The organism is Kribbella sp. NPDC049584, from assembly GCF_040675555.1.
Classification (GTDB): domain Bacteria; phylum Actinomycetota; class Actinomycetes; order Propionibacteriales; family Kribbellaceae; genus Kribbella.
In genome coordinates this window covers 227,722-243,455 of sequence record NZ_JBFAPF010000005.1, presented here as the reverse complement: position 1 = coordinate 243,455, position 15,734 = coordinate 227,722, and the positions used below count along the sequence as shown (strand labels likewise).

Here is a 15,734-nt window from a genome sequence, read left to right as displayed (position 1 = left end):
GCGGGCTACTTCAGACTGGCCAGGTACTCGGCGGTCGTGCAGACCTCGCCGATGCGGGGGAAGACCTTGGTGACAGCGAACTCGTGTGCCGCCGCGTCCAACCCAGTCATCGCGTCCGTGATGAACAACGTCTCGTAGCCGAGGTCCGACGCGGCCCGCCCGGTGGACTCCACGCCGAAGTTGGTCGCGATTCCGGCGAGGGCCACGTTCGCGATCTCCCGCGACTGGAGCTCGGCATCGAGCGGTGAGCGGCCGAACGCGCCGATCGTGCGTTTCACGATCTCCAGGTCGCCCGGCTGCGGCACAACCTCGGTCGCGAACGAGCTCCCCTCGGGCTGCACCTCGACGCCGGGCCGCTCGACCCGCACGTTCACCACCAGCCCACCCGCCGCCCGCGTCGCCGCGGCCAGCGCAACGGATCGTTCGAGCACAACCGGCCCGCTCAAAGGCGCAGTGTCCAGCGCGATGATCCGCGGCATGAGGTCGATCAGGATGAGCGCAGTACGGCGGGACTCGAGAGGATTCACGAGCCGAGCCTAAGGTCCAACTGTCCACGACCTGGCACCCGCTGGACGACAGGGTTGCCAGGGGCAGCAGACTGGACCTCGCACACAACTTGAGACTGCGGGAGATTCGATGAGCTCTGCTAAAGCCCAGATAGGTGTCACCGGACTCGCGGTGATGGGTCGCAACCTGGCCCGGAACCTCGCGCGCAACGGGTTCAGCGTCGCTCTGCACAACCGTACCCAGGCCCGCACGGACTCGCTGGTCGAGGAGTTCGGTTCCGAGGGCGACTTCGTCCCGTCGACCGACCTGGCCGGCTTCGTCGAGTCGCTGGAGCAGCCGCGCAAGATCATCATCCTGGTGAAGGCCGGTGCCCCGACCGACGCGGTCATCGACGAACTGGTGCCGCTGCTCGACGAAGGCGACATCGTCGTCGACGCCGGCAACGCGCACTTCCTCGACACCCGGCGCCGGGAGAGCGCGCTGAAGGAGAAGGGTCTGCACTTCGTCGGCAGCGGCGTGTCCGGCGGCGAGGAGGGCGCGCTGAACGGCCCGAGCATCATGCCGGGCGGTTCGCCGGAGTCCTACGCGGCGCTGGAGCCGATGCTGACCAAGATCTCCGCCCACGTGAACGGCGAGCCGTGCTGCGTGCACGTCGGTCCGGACGGCGCCGGCCACTTCGTGAAGATGCTGCACAACGGCATCGAGTACGCCGACATGCAGCTGATCGCGGAGGCGTACGACCTGCTCCGGCACGTCCTCGACCTGTCCCCCGCCGAGCTGGCCGACGTGTTCCGCGACTGGAACACCGGTGACCTCGAGTCGTTCCTGATCGAGATCACCGCGGAGGTGCTCAGCCAGACCGACCCGACCACGGGCGGCCCGTTCATCGACATCGTCCTGGACCAGGCGGAGCAGAAGGGCACCGGCCGCTGGACCGTACAGTCCGCGCTCGACCTGGGCATCCCGGTCAGCGGCATGGCCGAGGCCGTCTTCGCCCGGTCCCTGTCGGGTGACGTCGTACGGCGGGAGGCGGCGGCCGGCGTACTGCCCGGCCCTGCGCAGCCGAAGCTGGACCATGACACAACAGACCGGCAGGCGTTCATCGACGACGTACGGCACGCGCTCTACTCGTCGAAGCTGGTCGCTTACGCACAGGGCTTCGACGCGATCCGGGCGGCCAGCGACGAGTACGGCTGGGACATCGACCTCGGTGCGATGGCGACGATCTGGCGCGGCGGGTGCATCATCCGGGCGCGGTTCCTCGACCGCATCAAAGAGGCGTACGACCGGAACCCGGACCTGCCCTCACTGCTCGTCGACGACTACTTCAAGGAAGCAGTCGCCAACGGGCAGGAGGCGTGGCGCCGGGTGGTGGCTGCCGCCGCGACGGTCGGCGTACCGGCTCCGGGATTCTCGGCGGCGCTGTCGTACTACGACGGGCTGCGGGCCGAGCGACTGCCGGCCGCGCTGATCCAGGGTCTGCGCGACCTGTTCGGTGCGCACACCTACAAGCGCGTCGACCGTGAGGGCAGCTTCCACCTGGAGTGGTCGGGCGACCGCTCCGAGAGCACCCAGTAGACGACTACCGCCGCTACGCACAGGAAGCCGGCCGCTCCGAGACTCGCCACGTTGAACCCGTGGACAGCATCGGAGTGGGCGGCGACTGTGCCGGCGACTGTGCTGAGCAGCGCAGTGCCGAGTGATGCGCCGATCTGCTGAGAGGTCATCACCATGGCACCGGCCACCGCGGTGTCGGGGCCGGCGTTCAGGGTTGCGGTGCTGTTGGCGGTCACCAGGACCCATCCGGTCCCCAGAGCGACGAGGAACAACACCGGCATCACGTGCGGCCAGTAGCTGCTGTCAGCCCTCAGCAAGCCGAGCAGTCCGAGTCCAGCGGCGATGGTGAGCAGCCCAGGGCAGATGAGGGACCGCACTCGAGCTTTGGCGAGCAGTGTGCTCACCGCACGCACTCCGACCATCAGCCCCGCTGTCAACGGCAGGAACGCCACACCGGCCTTCACAGGTGAGTAGTGCTGGATGTTCTGTAGGTAGAACGTCAGGAAGAACAGCGCGGCGAACATGCCGATCGCCACGCTGAAGACGGCCACGTACGAGCCACCCCGCTTGCGGTTTGCCACGACCCTCAAAGGCAGCAGTGGCGACTTCACCCGTGCCTGCACGGCCAGGAAGGCGGCTAACAGCACCACTCCGCCTGCCAAGGACGCGTACGTCGCCGGTGCGCTCCAGCCGTCCGACTCCGCTCGAGCGAACCCGAACACCACCGCCATCAGCCCTGCCGTCGCCAGCAGCGCACCGACTAGGTCGACTCGCACTCCGGGGACGCGCGGGACCGGACGTACGGCGTACAGGACACCTCCTGCTGCCAGTGCGGCGATCGGGAGATTCACGAACATGCACCACCTCCAGTCGAGGTACTGCGTGAGCACGCCGCCGAGCAGTACCCCCAAACCGGACGCGCTGCCCATCGCCGTCCCGTAGATGCCGAACGCCTTCCCGCGCTCAGCCGGCAACGGGAACGACGCCGCCAGCGTCGCCAGCACCGCTGGAGTCAGCAATGCGCCGAAGACCCCTTGCAGTGCACGTCCGGTCAGCAACATCGCCGGACCGGTCGCCGCACCACCAAGCGCTGAGGCTGCCGCGAACCCGGTCAGCCCGACGAGCAGCGCAAGGCGCCGCCCGATCAGGTCGCTCATCCGTCCACCGAGCAGCAGCAAACCGCCGTACCCGAGCGCGAACAGCGTGATCACCCACTGCCGCGCCGGATCCGACATCCCCAACGCCCGCTGCACCGACGGCAACGCGATATTCACGATGGTCAGATCAACCCCAACCATCAACTGAGCCGTAGCCACCGCCCCGAGCGCCCACCACCGCCGCACGTCGAGCTCCGCCGGCGCTTGCGTGGCCGCCATCAGAACATCCCGTTCGCGTTGGCAGCTGCGCCCGGAATCGGCTGCATGACGTCCCAGTGCTCGACGATCCGTCCGTCCTCGTCGAGACGGAAGATGTCGACGATCGCGGTGCCGTCCGCGATCCGCGGGTTGTGCTGCGTATAGGTGTCGCCGATCAGCTTGGCGGCAGCGTGGAAGTCCTTCTGGTTCAAGCCGGTCTCGTAGAAGTCGAGGACGGCTTGTTTGTTGCGTTCGCTCATGGTCATCCTTAAGTGAACAGCTGTAGTGCTACGACTGTAAGGCAACGTGCGTTGCAATACAATCGGCTTTATGGATGCTGGAACGTCGCGGAGCCGGAACCGTCGAGGGCAGGGGGAACTGCTGCGGCAGGAGATCATCGAGGCCGCGCTGCGGATGCTGAACGAGCTCGGTGACGACGAGGCGCTCTCGCTCCGCGCGGTCGCGCGCGAGGTCGGGATCGCGGCAACCTCGGTCTACATCCACTTCGCCGACCGCGACGAACTCGTCTTCGCGGCGCTGGAGAAGTCCACGACCGACCTGCTCCGCGACCTCGAGCAGGCAGAGGACAGCGCCGGCGACGATCCGGTACGCCGGCTCCGCGCGCGGCTCCTGTTCCTCGCCGGTTGGGTGCGCGAGTACTCCGGTCTTTACAAGGTGCTGCACGAGAGCACGCTGAACCGGCGGATGAATCTGGCCTTCAAGGATGAGCTGGGGATCCGGGCCAAGGCCGCCGTCCAAGCCTGTATGGATGCCGGCCTGGCGCCCGACGACGACGCGACCGCGGTGGCCCTGGATCTCCGCGCCGCCGTGCATGGCGCGGTCTCGATCCGGATCAACGAACCGGAGGCCGACCTACCGCCGCTGGCAGACCAGATCGACCGCTTCCTGGTGAAGCTGGTTGGCCTACGAATCGAACATGTGTTCTAATAGTCACACAGCGCCAGTCCCAGAAGGAGATCGCCGCAACGATGACTGTAGACACTCTGGCAGTAGAGACGCCGTCCGACCTCGCCGACACTCCCGACCCGATCAACCCGTCGGCGACCACGCCGGAAACGACGACCGAGGCGACGACCGAAGCCGCTCCGGTCGAAGTTCCCAAGGCCAGGAAGGCGCCGGCGAAGAAGGCTGCCGGCAAGAAGGCGAAGACCATCGAGCTCACACTCACCGTCACCGGGACGGCGGACGGCGAGTGGCACGCCGAGCTCAAGCAGGGCACGACGTACTTGGCGCGCGACCTGGCCGTTGCCGCGGCCGCGGTGTCCCGCGCGGCCAAGGAGCTGCACGAGGACCTCTCGACCCCGATCGACGAGGTCATCGAGGAGGCCCGCTCCCAGCAGGCCGCCAAGGTCGCCGCGCTCGAGGCCGAACTGGAAGCCGCCAAGAAGGCCCTCGCCGACCTGGACTGACCTCCGGCCGATTGAGTCTGGCCGGATTGAGTTCAGCCCGATCCCGACGCAGGACTCCCCGTGGTAGTCACCTTCCCTGATCACCACGGGCAGCAAATGCAGAACCCGTCCGCAGCTGTGTGAGGTGGTTGCGGACGGGTTCTGGGGGATCTACTCGGGTTGGGTCTTGAGCACGATGCGGAGGTTCGCCTTGGGCTGGTGTTGCCAGGCCTCCTCGGCCTCCTCGAGCGGGAACGTCTCGATGATCGGCCGGATGCCCTTCAGCACCGCGAAGTTCAACGTCTCCTCGGAGTCCTGGGAAACCCCGGAGTACCAGCCGGACACCGACAGCCGGCCGTCGGACAGCGCATGGCCGGTGACCTGGATCGGGTCGCTGCCCTCGAGCACGATGAGCTGACCGTTCCGGCGCAGACCCTTCACCAGCTCCGACTGCAGCTCAGCGCGAGAGACGGTCGCGAGGACGACGGCCGCACCGCCGAGCGCCTGCAGCGCCTCGCCGGCATCGCCCTCGGTGCTGTCGATGTACTCGTCCGCCCCGAGCTGACGGGCGAGTTTCTCCTTGTCGCGGCCGCGGTTGATCGCCACCGTCCGGAAGCCCATCTTGTCGGCGAACTGGATCGCCAGGTGACCGACACCGCCGACGCCCTGCACCGCGATCGTGTCTCCCGGACCCGCGTGTGCATGCCGAAGGGCGTTGAATGCCGTGATCCCGCCGCACATCAACGGCGCCGCGTCCTCGAAGGACAGTCCCTCCGGGATCCGCGCCACCGCGTCCTGCGGCGCCACCATGTACTCGGCGTACCCGCCGTCGTACGACGTACCGACGATCGTGCGGTTCACGCAGTTCGTGAAGTCGCCGCGCCGGCAGTACTCGCAGGTGAAGTCGACGCCACCGGACCATCCGACGCCGACCCGCTGACCGACCTCCCAGACCGTGACGCCCTCGCCGACCGCGTCCACGACACCGGCGATCTCGTGCCCGGGGATCCGCGGCAGCACGGTGCCGAACAGCGCGTTCCGCGGGATCGCGTCACCGCCGCAGATACCGCAGGCGTGGACCTTCACCCGGATCTGGCCGGCCTTGGGCTCCGGGATCGGCACATCGGTCACCACGAACGGGCCGCCGGCCTGCTGGACCTGGGCAGCTCGCATCGTTCCAGTCATTTCTCTCCTCTGTAGCAGTCGGTTCGGCCTCTAGATCCGGCCGGCAGATTCGGCTCAGTGCATTCCGCCGTCGGCGACGATCTGCTGGCCGGTGATCAATCCGGCCTCGTCACTGGCAAGGAAGGACGCGATCCCGGCCACGTCCTCGGTGGTGCCCAGCCGCCCGATCGGCACCATCGCGATCAGGCTCTGCTTGTACTCGTCGTTGGCCGGGTCGGTGAAGATCCCCGCGCCGTCGATCGGCCCCGGCACGATCGTGTTCACGGTGATCCCGCGCGGGCCGAGTTCCAGCGCGAGCACCCGGGCCAGGTAGCCGGTGGCGACCTTGCTGGTGCCGTACAGGCCGACGCCCAACTGCGGGACGGTCGTGGTGTTCGACGAGATCGTGATGATCCGGCCGTTGTCCGCGATCCGGCGGGCCGCCTCGCGCAGGACGAAGTAAGGGCCCTTGGTGTTGACGCGGAACAGCAGGTCGAAGTCGTCTTCGGTGACGTCGGCGACCGGGACGTTCACCTTCTCCATGCCGGCGTTCGCGACCACGATGTCCACCTGGCCGAACTCGTCCACGGTCGCGTCGTACAGCCGCTGGATCCCGTCGACCTGGGACACGTCGGCGGCGACCGAGATGGCCCGCACGCCGAGGGCCTTGGCCGCGTCGAGTACTTCGTTCGCGGCGGACTCGTCGCGGGAGTAGTTGACCACGACGTTCGCACCCTGGGCGGCGAGGCGGAGCAGGATGGCCCGGCCCAGCCCCTTCGACGAGCCGGTGACCAGCGCCGTCTTCCCGTTCAGCGTCATCCTCTGCGTTCTCCCTTCCGAGACCTGCTTCGATCGTCCTGCCAGAGCGCGGCCCGGTGGAAACAGAGACTTGTTGGCGAGGCCACAAAGGATCGTTGTGGCACGATGACTGCGTGGATGCGAGGACGGCGTGGACGGCATGGACAGCGTGGGCAGCGTGGATCTGAGCCTGCGGCTGTTGGAGGCGCTCGAAGCCGTTGCGGCCGAGGGCAGCATGACGCGCGCGGCCGGAGTCCTGAATCTGACGCAGCAGGCAGTGAGCGGACAGATCCGTCAACTGGAGCGGGTGATCGGGACCCCGCTGGTCGAGCGGCGCCCGACCGGCATCGAGTTGACCGCGGCAGGCGAGGTCGTCCTCAAGCAGGGCGCGGCGTTGTTGTCCTCCGCACAGGCGATGGTCACCGAGGCGCGGGTGGCGGCGGCCGGTCGGCCGGATCCGCTGCGGATCACGTTCAAGGCGCAGAGCACGGCGCACTTCATGCCCGCGGTCGAGGCTGCCCTACGACGCGGAGCGCCCGAGGTCGAAGTACGGCCGATCGCGTCCCACACCCTGCCGGACGAGATCGCCGCGCTCGTCGAGGGGCGGGCGGACGCGGCGTTCCTGTGGCTGCCGATCGGCGACGATCCGCGCTTCACCGTCCACCCACTGCTCGAGGAAGAGCGCTGGGTCGCGCTACCTCCAGGACATCGGCTGGAGACGCGTACGTCGTTGTCCATCGAGGATCTCGCCGACGTACCAGTGGTCGGTCCGCGGGACGGGATGCCGGAAGCGGTGGTGAACTTCTGGTTCATCGACCCGCGGCCGGACGGCAGCCGCGCGGTCTTCGGACCCCAGGCGCGCACTCCGGAGGAGTGTCTGCACCTGGTCGCGGCGGGCCACGGCTGCTGGATCGCGCCGGCGTCGACCGTCACGTACTTCGCCCATCCCAAGCTCACCTGGCTGCCGCTGGTCGACGCGACGCCGAACGTGCTGGCCCTCATCTGGCCCAAACACAGCGCGAATCCCCTCCTGCACCGTCTCCTGGAGGAGACCCGGCGCGCGCTGCATCCCTTGCCGACAGCAACGACTTAGCTCAGCGCGCTGGTCAGCGTGATGGTGAGCAGTGTCATCGTGGCCATGACGGCGATCAAGGTCCAGCGGGCTGCGGCGTTACTCATGGATTCATGGTGGGCAGCGGCATCGCCGGTGGGAATGGGTGAGCCCGGGTTTCAGGGGACGGTCCGGGATGCGGTCCGGTGAAGTCCTGACCGCCGAAGCCTCGGCCGCCACCTCGGGGAACAGGAAATGAACGGGGTGTGACCGAAACGGCACGCCGGAGCTGTGGGCGGGGGTGGGTGGTTGGCCTTACCGTGGGTGACCTGGGTCGGTCCGCAGGCCCTGATCTGTTCGAGCGATTTGGCCGCTCCGGGGTGAGAAGAGGTCAGATGAGCACTTTTCAGGACTTGGGTTCGCTGCTGCTGGTGCGCGGCGCCGACGAGATCGACCACGCGGGCGGAAGCCTGTACGTCCACCTGCACCGGGTCGCCAAGCGCCTCGGATCCCTCGGCGCCTCCGACACCTTGGTGCTCGCCGGCCTCGCGCATGCGGCGTACGGGACGGACGGTTTTCCCACCCACCTGTTCGACTGGCAGACCGAACGTCCGGTCCTGGAGGCGGTGATCGGTGCCGAAGCCGAGCAGCTCGTCTACCGGTACGGCGCCTGCGACCGCGAGACCACCTGGCGCGACCTCGCCGAGCATCGCACGGTCACCGATCGCTTCACCGGTACGTCGGAAGAGCTCGGCTCCGAGGACCTGCGCGAGTTCGTGGACCTGACGATCGTCAACGAGCTCGACGTCCTCGACAACGATGCCGAGCGCGCGGTCAAACTCGCTCCGTTCCTCGCCGAGCAGATCCCGCGCTGGCAGTCGCTGGCCTCCCCCGCGGTCCTCGCCGAGTCGCAGCGCATCCTGCAGCTGCAAGAGGGTGTCTGAGGGTCCTGCGAGACTGAGGGCGTGAAACGGTTCCTGTGGCGGGGGTTCCTGGGACTTCTCGGGCTCTGGCTGATCGTCACCGCAGCATCGCTCGGCTACAACCTCGCCACCGACAAGACCGCCACACCGCCTCCCGGCCTGAAGTACGTCCGGACCGGCGATCTGAACACCCGCTACGAGACCTGGGGTACGTCGGGCACGCCCGTCGTCCTCGTCCACGGTGCGGCGGAATCCGTCGACACCTGGTCGCGACTCGTCCCGTTGCTCGCGACGACCCACCGCGTCTACGCGTACGACATCACCGGCTACGGGTACTCCGAGCGCAAGGCGCCGTACACGATCGAGCATCTCGCGACGCAGCTGCTCGGATTCCTCGACGCGATGCACCTCGGCGGGCCCGGTGAACCGCGTCCGATCCTGGTCGGGCACTCGCTCGGTGCGGGCGTCGTCGCCGAGGCAACGCTGGAGGCGCCGAGCCGGATGGCCGGGATCATGTTCCTCGACGGGGACGCGCTGCCGTTGCCGGGCGGGCAGGCCGGGCCGCCGCGGTGGCTGATCGTCCCGCCGTACCGGACCTCGCTGTTCCGGCTGGTGCTCGACCAGGGCTGGCTGCTCAAGAAGATCTACAACAGCGTCTGCTCCCCCGACTGCCCGGCGATGAACGTCGACGACTGGACGCGTCCGTTCCGGCAGCCGGGCGCCGAGAAGGCGGTCTGGCAGATGACCGCGCACGGGATCCCGGCCGTGTCCGCCGATCGCCTGACCGAACTCCGCCGGCTGCCCGTCCCGAAGTCGGTCGTGTTCGGCGCGCTCGACACCAACGGCGGCAACGCGTCCGAGACCGCCACTCGCATCGGAGCACCCGCGCCGACGCTGATCCCGAACGCCAATCACCTGACGATGATCTCCGACCCGACCGAGGTCGCGGCGGCGATCAACGCACTTCGCTGATCGCAGATTCCTGGAAAACGTCGGCAGGGCGACGGATGATCGGGATATGGCCCGTTACGAAGTGGTTGCGCGCGCGAAGACCGATCGGCGACTGACCGACTCCGCCTACCTCGAACTCGCCCTCAAGTCCTGGTCGCTCGACAAGGGCATGCGGTTCCAGCGGGTCGAAGATCTTCCGGACGGGACGATCGCGATCGTCCTCCAGCAGAACCTCTCGCCGCGCAAGCACGACGCCGCGTGTGCGATGGCGAACCGGAGCCTGGCTCAGCTCGGGATCCCGGCCAGCCAGGTCCAGCAGATCGACCTGGTCCGGATGACCCGCAAGGGCGGCCGCGCGCTGGTCCGCTCGTGGGTCGGCCCGGGCAACCCGCCCGGCCCGGGCACCGCCGGCGATCGCGAGCCGCGGCACCCGAAGCCGATGCCTCCGCACCTGAAGGCGTCCCGCGAGCTCCCTACGGAGTGAAGACCTCGAACCGCGCGCCGTACTTCGTGCCCAGCCGAGTGCCGGCGGGACGCGAGACGCCCTCGAGGAACTCCTCCGGGTCGAAGGCGCGGTTCAGCCCGTCGATGTAGGCCTGGTGTGCCTTCAACGACTGCAACCCGAGCTCGAATGTGTCGGTCGTGTCCACCCCGTGCCGCGAGTTTGGTGAGCCGGCCGCCCAGACCTGCCGTACGCCGTCCCACTTGTCGCCGGCGTCCGGGAAGATCCACCGGTTGGCGGCGTCCCGGACCGCGTCGACCACCGCGCGGCCGGTGTTGATGTGGTCGGCCTGGTTCAGCGCCACGTCGCCGTCCCAGGTGTCGCGGAAGTTGCCGGTGATGACGATCTCCGGCTGGTGCCGGCGGATCGCGGCGGCGATGATGCGCCGCAGCGGTACGCCGTACTCGATCGTCCCGTCGGGCTGGCCGAGGAACTCGACCGAGGACACCCCGACGATCCGGGCCGACTCGATCTCCTCGGCCTCCCGCAGCGGTCCGCACTCGGCCGGGTCGACGCCGTCGATCCCCGCCTCGCCGGACGTCAGCAGGCAGTACGCGATCTGCTTGCCCTGACCGGTCCAGCGCGCGATCGCGGCCGCCGATCCCCACTCGAGATCGTCCGGGTGCGCGACAATCGCCAGCGCTTTCTGCCAATCCTCGGCCAGTGGCTCGAGCCCCTCCGCAGCATTCATGCCTGGCAGGCTATCGCCCGGCGAGCGCTCAGCCGAAGACCTGCCGGGTGTAGGCGTTCTCGAAGGTGCGCTGCGGGTCGAGGCGGTCGCGGACGGCGAGGAAGTCGTCGAAGTGCGGGTACCGCGCTCGTAGCTCGGTCGCGGTGAGCGTGTGCAGCTTGCCCCAGTGCGGACGCCCGTCGTACTCGGCGACGATGTTCTCGAACGCTTGGAAATACGGATCGTGCGGCAGCCGGTGGTACTGATGGATCGCGATGTACGCCGTCTCACGCCCCGACGCGGTCGACAGCCAGATGTCGTCCGGCGCGGCCACCCGCACCTCGATCGGAAACGGGATCCGCGACCCCGAGGTGTCGATCCAGTCCCGCAGCCGGCGGATCACCTCGACCACGTGCTCGCGCGGCACGGCGTACTCCGACTCGCGGAAGATCACGTTGCGCTCGGAGCAGAACACCTTGTACGACGCATCGACGTACTCCCGCGCCGACAATGCGCGCGAGGCGAGCTGGTTGATCCGCGGAACCATGCCGGGCCGGCGTACGGCGAGGCGGTTGGTCAGCTCGAAGACTTTGTTGGACAGCAGTTCGTCGTCGACCCAGCCGCGGATCCGGCCGACCGGAGCTGCATCGACGCCCGGCGCGACGCGGTTGTTGCGCTTGGTCAGCGCGATGTCGGTGTGGGGGAACCAGTAGAACTCGAAGTGATCGTTGCCGTCGGCAAGCTCGTTGAAGCCGTCCAGTACTTCGCCGAGCGGTAACGGCATCTCCTGAGCGCGCAGCAGGAACGCCGGCACGCACTGCAGTGTGAGTGAGCTGATCACGCCGAGCGCGCCGACCGAGACCCGGACCGCGGCGAAGACGTCCGGATTCTCCTCGGCCGAGCAGTGCAGGACCGAGCCGTCCGCGGTGACCAGGTCGAGCGCGACGACCTGCGTGGCGAGGCCGCCGAGCCCCGCGCCGGTCCCGTGCGTGCCGGTGGAGATCGCACCGGAGATCGTCTGCTTGTCGATGTCGCCGAGGTTCGCCATCGCGAGGTCGAAGGCGGCCAGCCCCGCGTTGAGCTTCCGCAGGCCGGTGCCCGCGCCGACCGTCACCCGGCCGGAATCCTTGTCGGCATGGGTGATCGACGACAGTCCGTCGAGGCGGATCATCACCTGCTGCGGCACCGAGCAACCCGTGAACGAGTGCCCCGAGCCGACCGCCTTGAGCTTCTTGCCCTGCTCGGCGGCGGACTTGACCGCGGCCGCGAGCTCGTCGGTCGACCCTGGGCGCAGCGTCTCGATCCCGGTCGCCGACTCCGTGCCGGACCAGTTCCGCCAGGTGCTCATCCGAAGTTCTTCCCTTCGCCGCGGTAGGTGATCAACTCACTCACCTGATCGCCCGACTCGCCTGAGCCGATCGCGTGCACGACGTCGAACCGCTCCAGCAGCTCGCCCGCCTTCGCGTAGCGCATCCAGACCCTGTCGCCGAGATTCAGCCGATCGGCCGATTGTCCCTGGACCGGAGTCTGCACCTCGCCGGCGCCTTCGGTGCCGAGCAGCTTCAGGCCGGACGGCCAAGCAGGCAAGGGCAAACGCGACTTCTTCGCCGGCCCCGACGCCACGTAGCCGCCGCCGAAGAGCGTGGCGATGCGCGGCGCCGGACGGCGTACGACGTCGAGCGCGTACGCCATTGCGTGCTCGGGCTGGAAGATGTCGTACTTGTCGAAGAGGGTCGGGCCGTAGAGACCGGAGCCGGCAGTGACCTCGGTGACGGACGGGTCGGCGCTGCTGATCTCCAGGCTGCCCGTCCCGCCGCTGTTGACGATCCGGAGCGCGGCGACCTGCTTGACGGCATCAACGACCGCGCCGCGGCGATCGGCGAGCTCGGCTGCCGAACGCCGCTTGACCCAACGGACGGCCGGTGAGGTGTCGGGCAGGCCGGCGATCTGCGCCTCGTAGAACATCACGCCGGTCAGCTCGAACGCGTCGTCGGCGGCGACCGTACGGGCGAGGGCCGCGACGTCGGCGGGGGTCCGCAGCGGCGAACGGCGTACGCCGAGATGCTGGCCGAGGACGCGGAGGGATGCGTCGACGTCGAGGCAGACCTGGATGCGGGCAGTACCGGTGGCAGCCGCCTTGATGTATGCGAGGTGCTCCGGCGAGTCGATCATCAGCGTGATCCTCGCGGCCGCTTCCGGGTCTTCGGAGAGCTCGCGCAGAGCGGTGCGGTGGGTGGTCGGGTAGCCGAGAAGGATGTCGTCGACGCCGTTGCGGGCCAGCCAGAGGGCCTCGGGGAGTGCATAGCTCATCACGCCGTGGAAGCCCGGACGCTTCAGCGCCGCGGCGATCAGCGCACGACAGCGGACCGACTTGGACGCGACGCGGATCGGCGTACCCGCGGCGCGGCGGACCAGGTCGTCCGCGTTCCGGCGGAAGGCGTCGAGGTCGATCACCGCGTACGGCGCGTCGAGACCCGCGGTCAGACGGGCATACCGGTCGAAGTCACCCATAACCGGAGTGTAGGTCACAGAATACTGAAAGGTAATACAACTTCTGCGGAATCACAGTAACCAGAAGAAGCACGGCGCCTCCGGCGCCGGGAGCGAGGGGTTAGGACTCGTCTATCACCTGCTCCAGGGCGGGTACGACGGTGTGCGCCCAGTCGGACTGTTTGTCGGGCTGGGCGGAGGTGGTTGCGAGCAGGGCGACTGTGGAGCCGTGGACCACCGAGAGGTCTACGTAGGACTCGGCTGCGGCGTAGGTACGAACTGCCGCAGTTGCGGTGGCTGTGGTCCAGAGCTCTTTGACAGACAGGTCGCCGCCCGAGCCGCATGCCTTCATGCGGGCCTGGTATCCGGCGTAGTAGCTCGTCGCCTGCCCGGAGTCTTTGAAGCGCAGCAGGAGGGCGGTGGCGGGCTGGTTGTCGGCTGTGCGGTAACTGCCGGTCAGGGCGTACGCCGGGATGGGAAGGGTGCCGGTGACGGGCTTACCTGCGCAGCCGGACGGTAGGGCCTCGTAGGAGGCTTGGTGGGGGTCGCGGCGGCGCGTCCAGGTGTTGTTGCCGATGAATCCGGCCTCGGCGCCGCCTGGGTCGGTGTAGGTCTTCCAGCCGGGGCCGAGCTTGTCGGGAGTCGGCAGGTTGTGGGCCGTGAGCGGTCCGGCGTTGACGGGTGGTGGCGCGGTCGCCTGCTCCGGCAGCTCCGGTGGGACGGCCGCATCCGTGGGTTTGGCGGTGCTCATCGTGGCGGGCGGCACCGGCACAGTGCCTCCGACGGTGCTCGGGATCACCGGCGTGGCGGACTGCTGGACGACACCCGGTGCGGGCTGCTGGGCAGCCGAGTTCGAGGTGCAGCCCGCGAGTACGACGGCCAGCACCCCAGCGACACCGACGCCTCCGCGCCGGCCACTCCAGCCGCTCCCGACACGTCTCACTTGGGCTCGAAGTGCTGGTAGTCGGGCTTGGCCCAGCCGGCGCCCCAGAAATAGCCCTGCCCGACCAGTGCCTTGGTGGCGACGCTGCTCGCGAACAGCATGCCGGGATGCGCCGGCGTACGCGTGCGGTACGCGAGCCCGTTCGACGGGTACCAGACGCCGTTCGCGGCCAGGTACGGGTTCTCGACGGTGTTGATGTCGATCGCCCACCCGTACGAGTGCGGCGACAGCGAGTACGGATCACCGGTCACCCGCCGGCAGTTGAACGCCGACGTGTTGTCGGCCGCCATCGACTTCACGTCGCTGCCGCCGAACACGTCCACGCGCCGCATCTGCCGGATCGGGAACTTCGAGGCGAACGTCGTGGTCCAGACCGTGATCATCTTCGCCACGGCGGCGTCCCGCAGGATCAGCTCGCCGCGGTGTACGTGGCCGTCGAAACCCCAGTAGTTCAGCTGCAGGAGCCGCAGCGACGCCGGCGCGACCGGACAGCCGGCCCGGTACGTGTTCGGCACCATGGCGGCGGAGACGGCGTACACCTTGGGGTTCAGGGCGGCTTTGATGACGATCGTGGCGAGCCCGGAGTACTCCATCGCGGCCTGGCTGACGTACCTGGTGACGACGCGCACGGTCCGGGTGGCCGGAAGGTCGTCGGGGAGCCGGAGCCGGAAGTTGCCCTTGGCATCCATGATCCCGATGTTGAGCAGCTGCCACTTGCCGCTGCCGAGATAGCTCTGCAGCGCGAGCTCCTTGCCCGGCTCGGCCGGCACCATCCGGCCGGTCACCGAGACGCCGGTGAGCGTGGCGTACCAGGCCGCCGGCGTGTTGATCAGGATCTTCCGGTCCTGGATCGGCACGGTCCGGTACGCCGAGATGGCGAGCGCCGTCTCCGCCTTCACACCGATCATCGTCCGGAACGCCCAGGTTCCGGTGTACGCCGAGATGTAGCTGAAGCGGTACACCCCGCCGGTAGTAGTGCGGGTCGACGCACGCAGTACCCAGGCGCCGGGGACGCGCTGCCACAAGGTGATGTACGACCCGGTGATCGGCTGGCTGATCTTGCCGGTGAAGACCGTCGGCTTGTCCTCCCAGGACGCGGCCGGCTGATCCAGGGTGATCGACCAGGCCGGCGTTGGGGTCGCAGCGGGGGTCGGTGTCGCAGCAGGCGTGGGAGTCTGGGCAGGCGTAGGGGTAGCCGCGGGCGTCACCACCGGCTTAGGTGTCGGGGTCGCCGTAGCGGGCGTCTCGGTTGGCGTGACTCCGGGCGACGGCGAGTCGTCCGCGTGCGCGACACCCACCGGCCCCAGACCCAGCAGCACCGCAACAGCCACCCCAACGAAGCGTCTCATCCGCCTCACCCTCCCCTCGACAAGTCCTACCCTTTATAAGAGGCGGCCACACCGGGAGACGTCAC

17 protein-coding genes are annotated in these 15,734 nt (G+C 68.4%); 7 read left to right on the top strand and 10 right to left on the bottom strand.

The features are described from left to right. Positions 1-5: 5 nt before the first annotated feature. A complete protein-coding gene (locus AB0J62_RS20020; RefSeq protein WP_363872713.1) occupies positions 6-527 on the bottom strand; it encodes an isochorismatase family protein in 522 nt (173 codons plus the stop codon). Positions 528-636: 109 nt separating this feature from the next. Between AB0J62_RS20020 and gndA the strand changes: the two genes are divergently transcribed. Next, positions 637-2,085: an NADP-dependent phosphogluconate dehydrogenase gene (gene gndA / locus AB0J62_RS20015; protein WP_363872710.1), complete on the top strand. Its 1,449-nt coding sequence runs from the start codon at positions 637-639 to the stop codon at positions 2,083-2,085. On the opposite strand, the gene AB0J62_RS20010 is transcribed toward gndA, so the two are convergent. After that, complete coding sequence (locus tag AB0J62_RS20010; RefSeq protein ID WP_363872707.1) at positions 2,013-3,440, bottom strand: MFS transporter; 1,428 nt, start codon at positions 3,438-3,440, stop codon at positions 2,013-2,015. The genes gndA and AB0J62_RS20010 overlap by 73 nt on opposite strands. Then, positions 3,440-3,679: a hypothetical protein gene (locus tag AB0J62_RS20005; protein WP_363872704.1), complete on the bottom strand. Its 240-nt coding sequence runs from the start codon at positions 3,677-3,679 to the stop codon at positions 3,440-3,442. Before AB0J62_RS20005 ends, AB0J62_RS20010 begins: the two co-directional genes overlap by 1 nt. Before the next feature lie 70 nt (positions 3,680-3,749). Here AB0J62_RS20005 and AB0J62_RS20000 point away from each other — a divergent pair, with 70 nt between their 5' ends. Together AB0J62_RS20000 and AB0J62_RS19995 are read left to right on the top strand one after the other, a co-directional pair. Beyond that, positions 3,750-4,367: a TetR/AcrR family transcriptional regulator gene (locus AB0J62_RS20000; RefSeq protein ID WP_363872701.1), complete on the top strand. Its 618-nt coding sequence runs from the start codon at positions 3,750-3,752 to the stop codon at positions 4,365-4,367. A gap of 41 nt (positions 4,368-4,408) precedes the next feature. After that, a complete protein-coding gene (locus tag AB0J62_RS19995) occupies positions 4,409-4,849 on the top strand; it encodes a DUF6319 family protein (RefSeq protein WP_363872698.1) in 441 nt (146 codons plus the stop codon). Positions 4,850-4,999: 150 nt separating this feature from the next. On the opposite strand, the gene AB0J62_RS19990 is transcribed toward AB0J62_RS19995, so the two are convergent. Together AB0J62_RS19990 and AB0J62_RS19985 are read right to left on the bottom strand one after the other, a co-directional pair. Next, a complete protein-coding gene (locus AB0J62_RS19990; RefSeq protein ID WP_363872695.1) occupies positions 5,000-6,013 on the bottom strand; it encodes an alcohol dehydrogenase catalytic domain-containing protein in 1,014 nt (337 codons plus the stop codon). Positions 6,014-6,067: 54 nt separating this feature from the next. Beyond that, positions 6,068-6,811: a glucose 1-dehydrogenase gene (locus AB0J62_RS19985; RefSeq protein WP_363872691.1), complete on the bottom strand. Its 744-nt coding sequence runs from the start codon at positions 6,809-6,811 to the stop codon at positions 6,068-6,070. 157 nt (positions 6,812-6,968) lie between these two features. On the opposite strand from AB0J62_RS19985, the gene AB0J62_RS19980 reads away from it, so the two are divergent. The 4 genes from AB0J62_RS19980 (at position 6,969) to AB0J62_RS19965 (ending at position 10,199) form a co-directional block, all read left to right on the top strand. Beyond that, positions 6,969-7,883 (top strand): LysR family transcriptional regulator, encoded by a 915-nt coding sequence (locus tag AB0J62_RS19980; RefSeq protein ID WP_363872687.1) that lies wholly within the window; start codon positions 6,969-6,971, stop codon positions 7,881-7,883. Positions 7,884-8,236: 353 nt separating this feature from the next. Next, complete coding sequence (locus tag AB0J62_RS19975; RefSeq protein ID WP_363872684.1) at positions 8,237-8,785, top strand: DUF6817 domain-containing protein; 549 nt, start codon at positions 8,237-8,239, stop codon at positions 8,783-8,785. Between the two features lie 21 nt (positions 8,786-8,806). Further along, positions 8,807-9,736 (top strand): alpha/beta hydrolase, encoded by a 930-nt coding sequence (locus AB0J62_RS19970; protein WP_363872681.1) that lies wholly within the window; start codon positions 8,807-8,809, stop codon positions 9,734-9,736. A 46-nt stretch (positions 9,737-9,782) separates the two neighbouring features. Further along, positions 9,783-10,199, top strand: coding sequence for a hypothetical protein (locus AB0J62_RS19965; RefSeq protein WP_363872678.1), 417 nt, complete (start codon positions 9,783-9,785; stop codon positions 10,197-10,199). Here the strand turns inward: AB0J62_RS19965 and AB0J62_RS19960 are convergent. The 5 genes from AB0J62_RS19960 to AB0J62_RS19940 form a co-directional block, all read right to left on the bottom strand. Beyond that, positions 10,189-10,908, bottom strand: coding sequence for a PIG-L deacetylase family protein (locus AB0J62_RS19960; RefSeq protein ID WP_363872675.1), 720 nt, complete (start codon positions 10,906-10,908; stop codon positions 10,189-10,191). The two genes, AB0J62_RS19965 and AB0J62_RS19960, sit on opposite strands and share 11 nt — an antisense overlap. 28 nt (positions 10,909-10,936) lie before the next feature. Next, entirely contained in the window at positions 10,937-12,235 is a 1,299-nt protein-coding gene (locus tag AB0J62_RS19955) for a D-arabinono-1,4-lactone oxidase (protein WP_363872672.1), read from the bottom strand. After that, positions 12,232-13,398, bottom strand: coding sequence for an amino acid deaminase/aldolase (locus tag AB0J62_RS19950; RefSeq protein WP_363872669.1), 1,167 nt, complete (start codon positions 13,396-13,398; stop codon positions 12,232-12,234). The genes AB0J62_RS19955 and AB0J62_RS19950 overlap by 4 nt, the downstream gene beginning before the upstream one ends. A 100-nt stretch (positions 13,399-13,498) precedes the next feature. After that, positions 13,499-14,320 (bottom strand): hypothetical protein, encoded by an 822-nt coding sequence (locus AB0J62_RS19945; RefSeq protein WP_363872666.1) that lies wholly within the window; start codon positions 14,318-14,320, stop codon positions 13,499-13,501. Next, positions 14,317-15,669, bottom strand: a complete 1,353-nt coding sequence (locus AB0J62_RS19940) for a M15 family metallopeptidase (protein ID WP_363872662.1) — start codon at positions 15,667-15,669, stop codon at positions 14,317-14,319. The genes AB0J62_RS19945 and AB0J62_RS19940 overlap by 4 nt, the downstream gene beginning before the upstream one ends. Between the last annotated feature and the right edge of the window lie 65 nt (positions 15,670-15,734).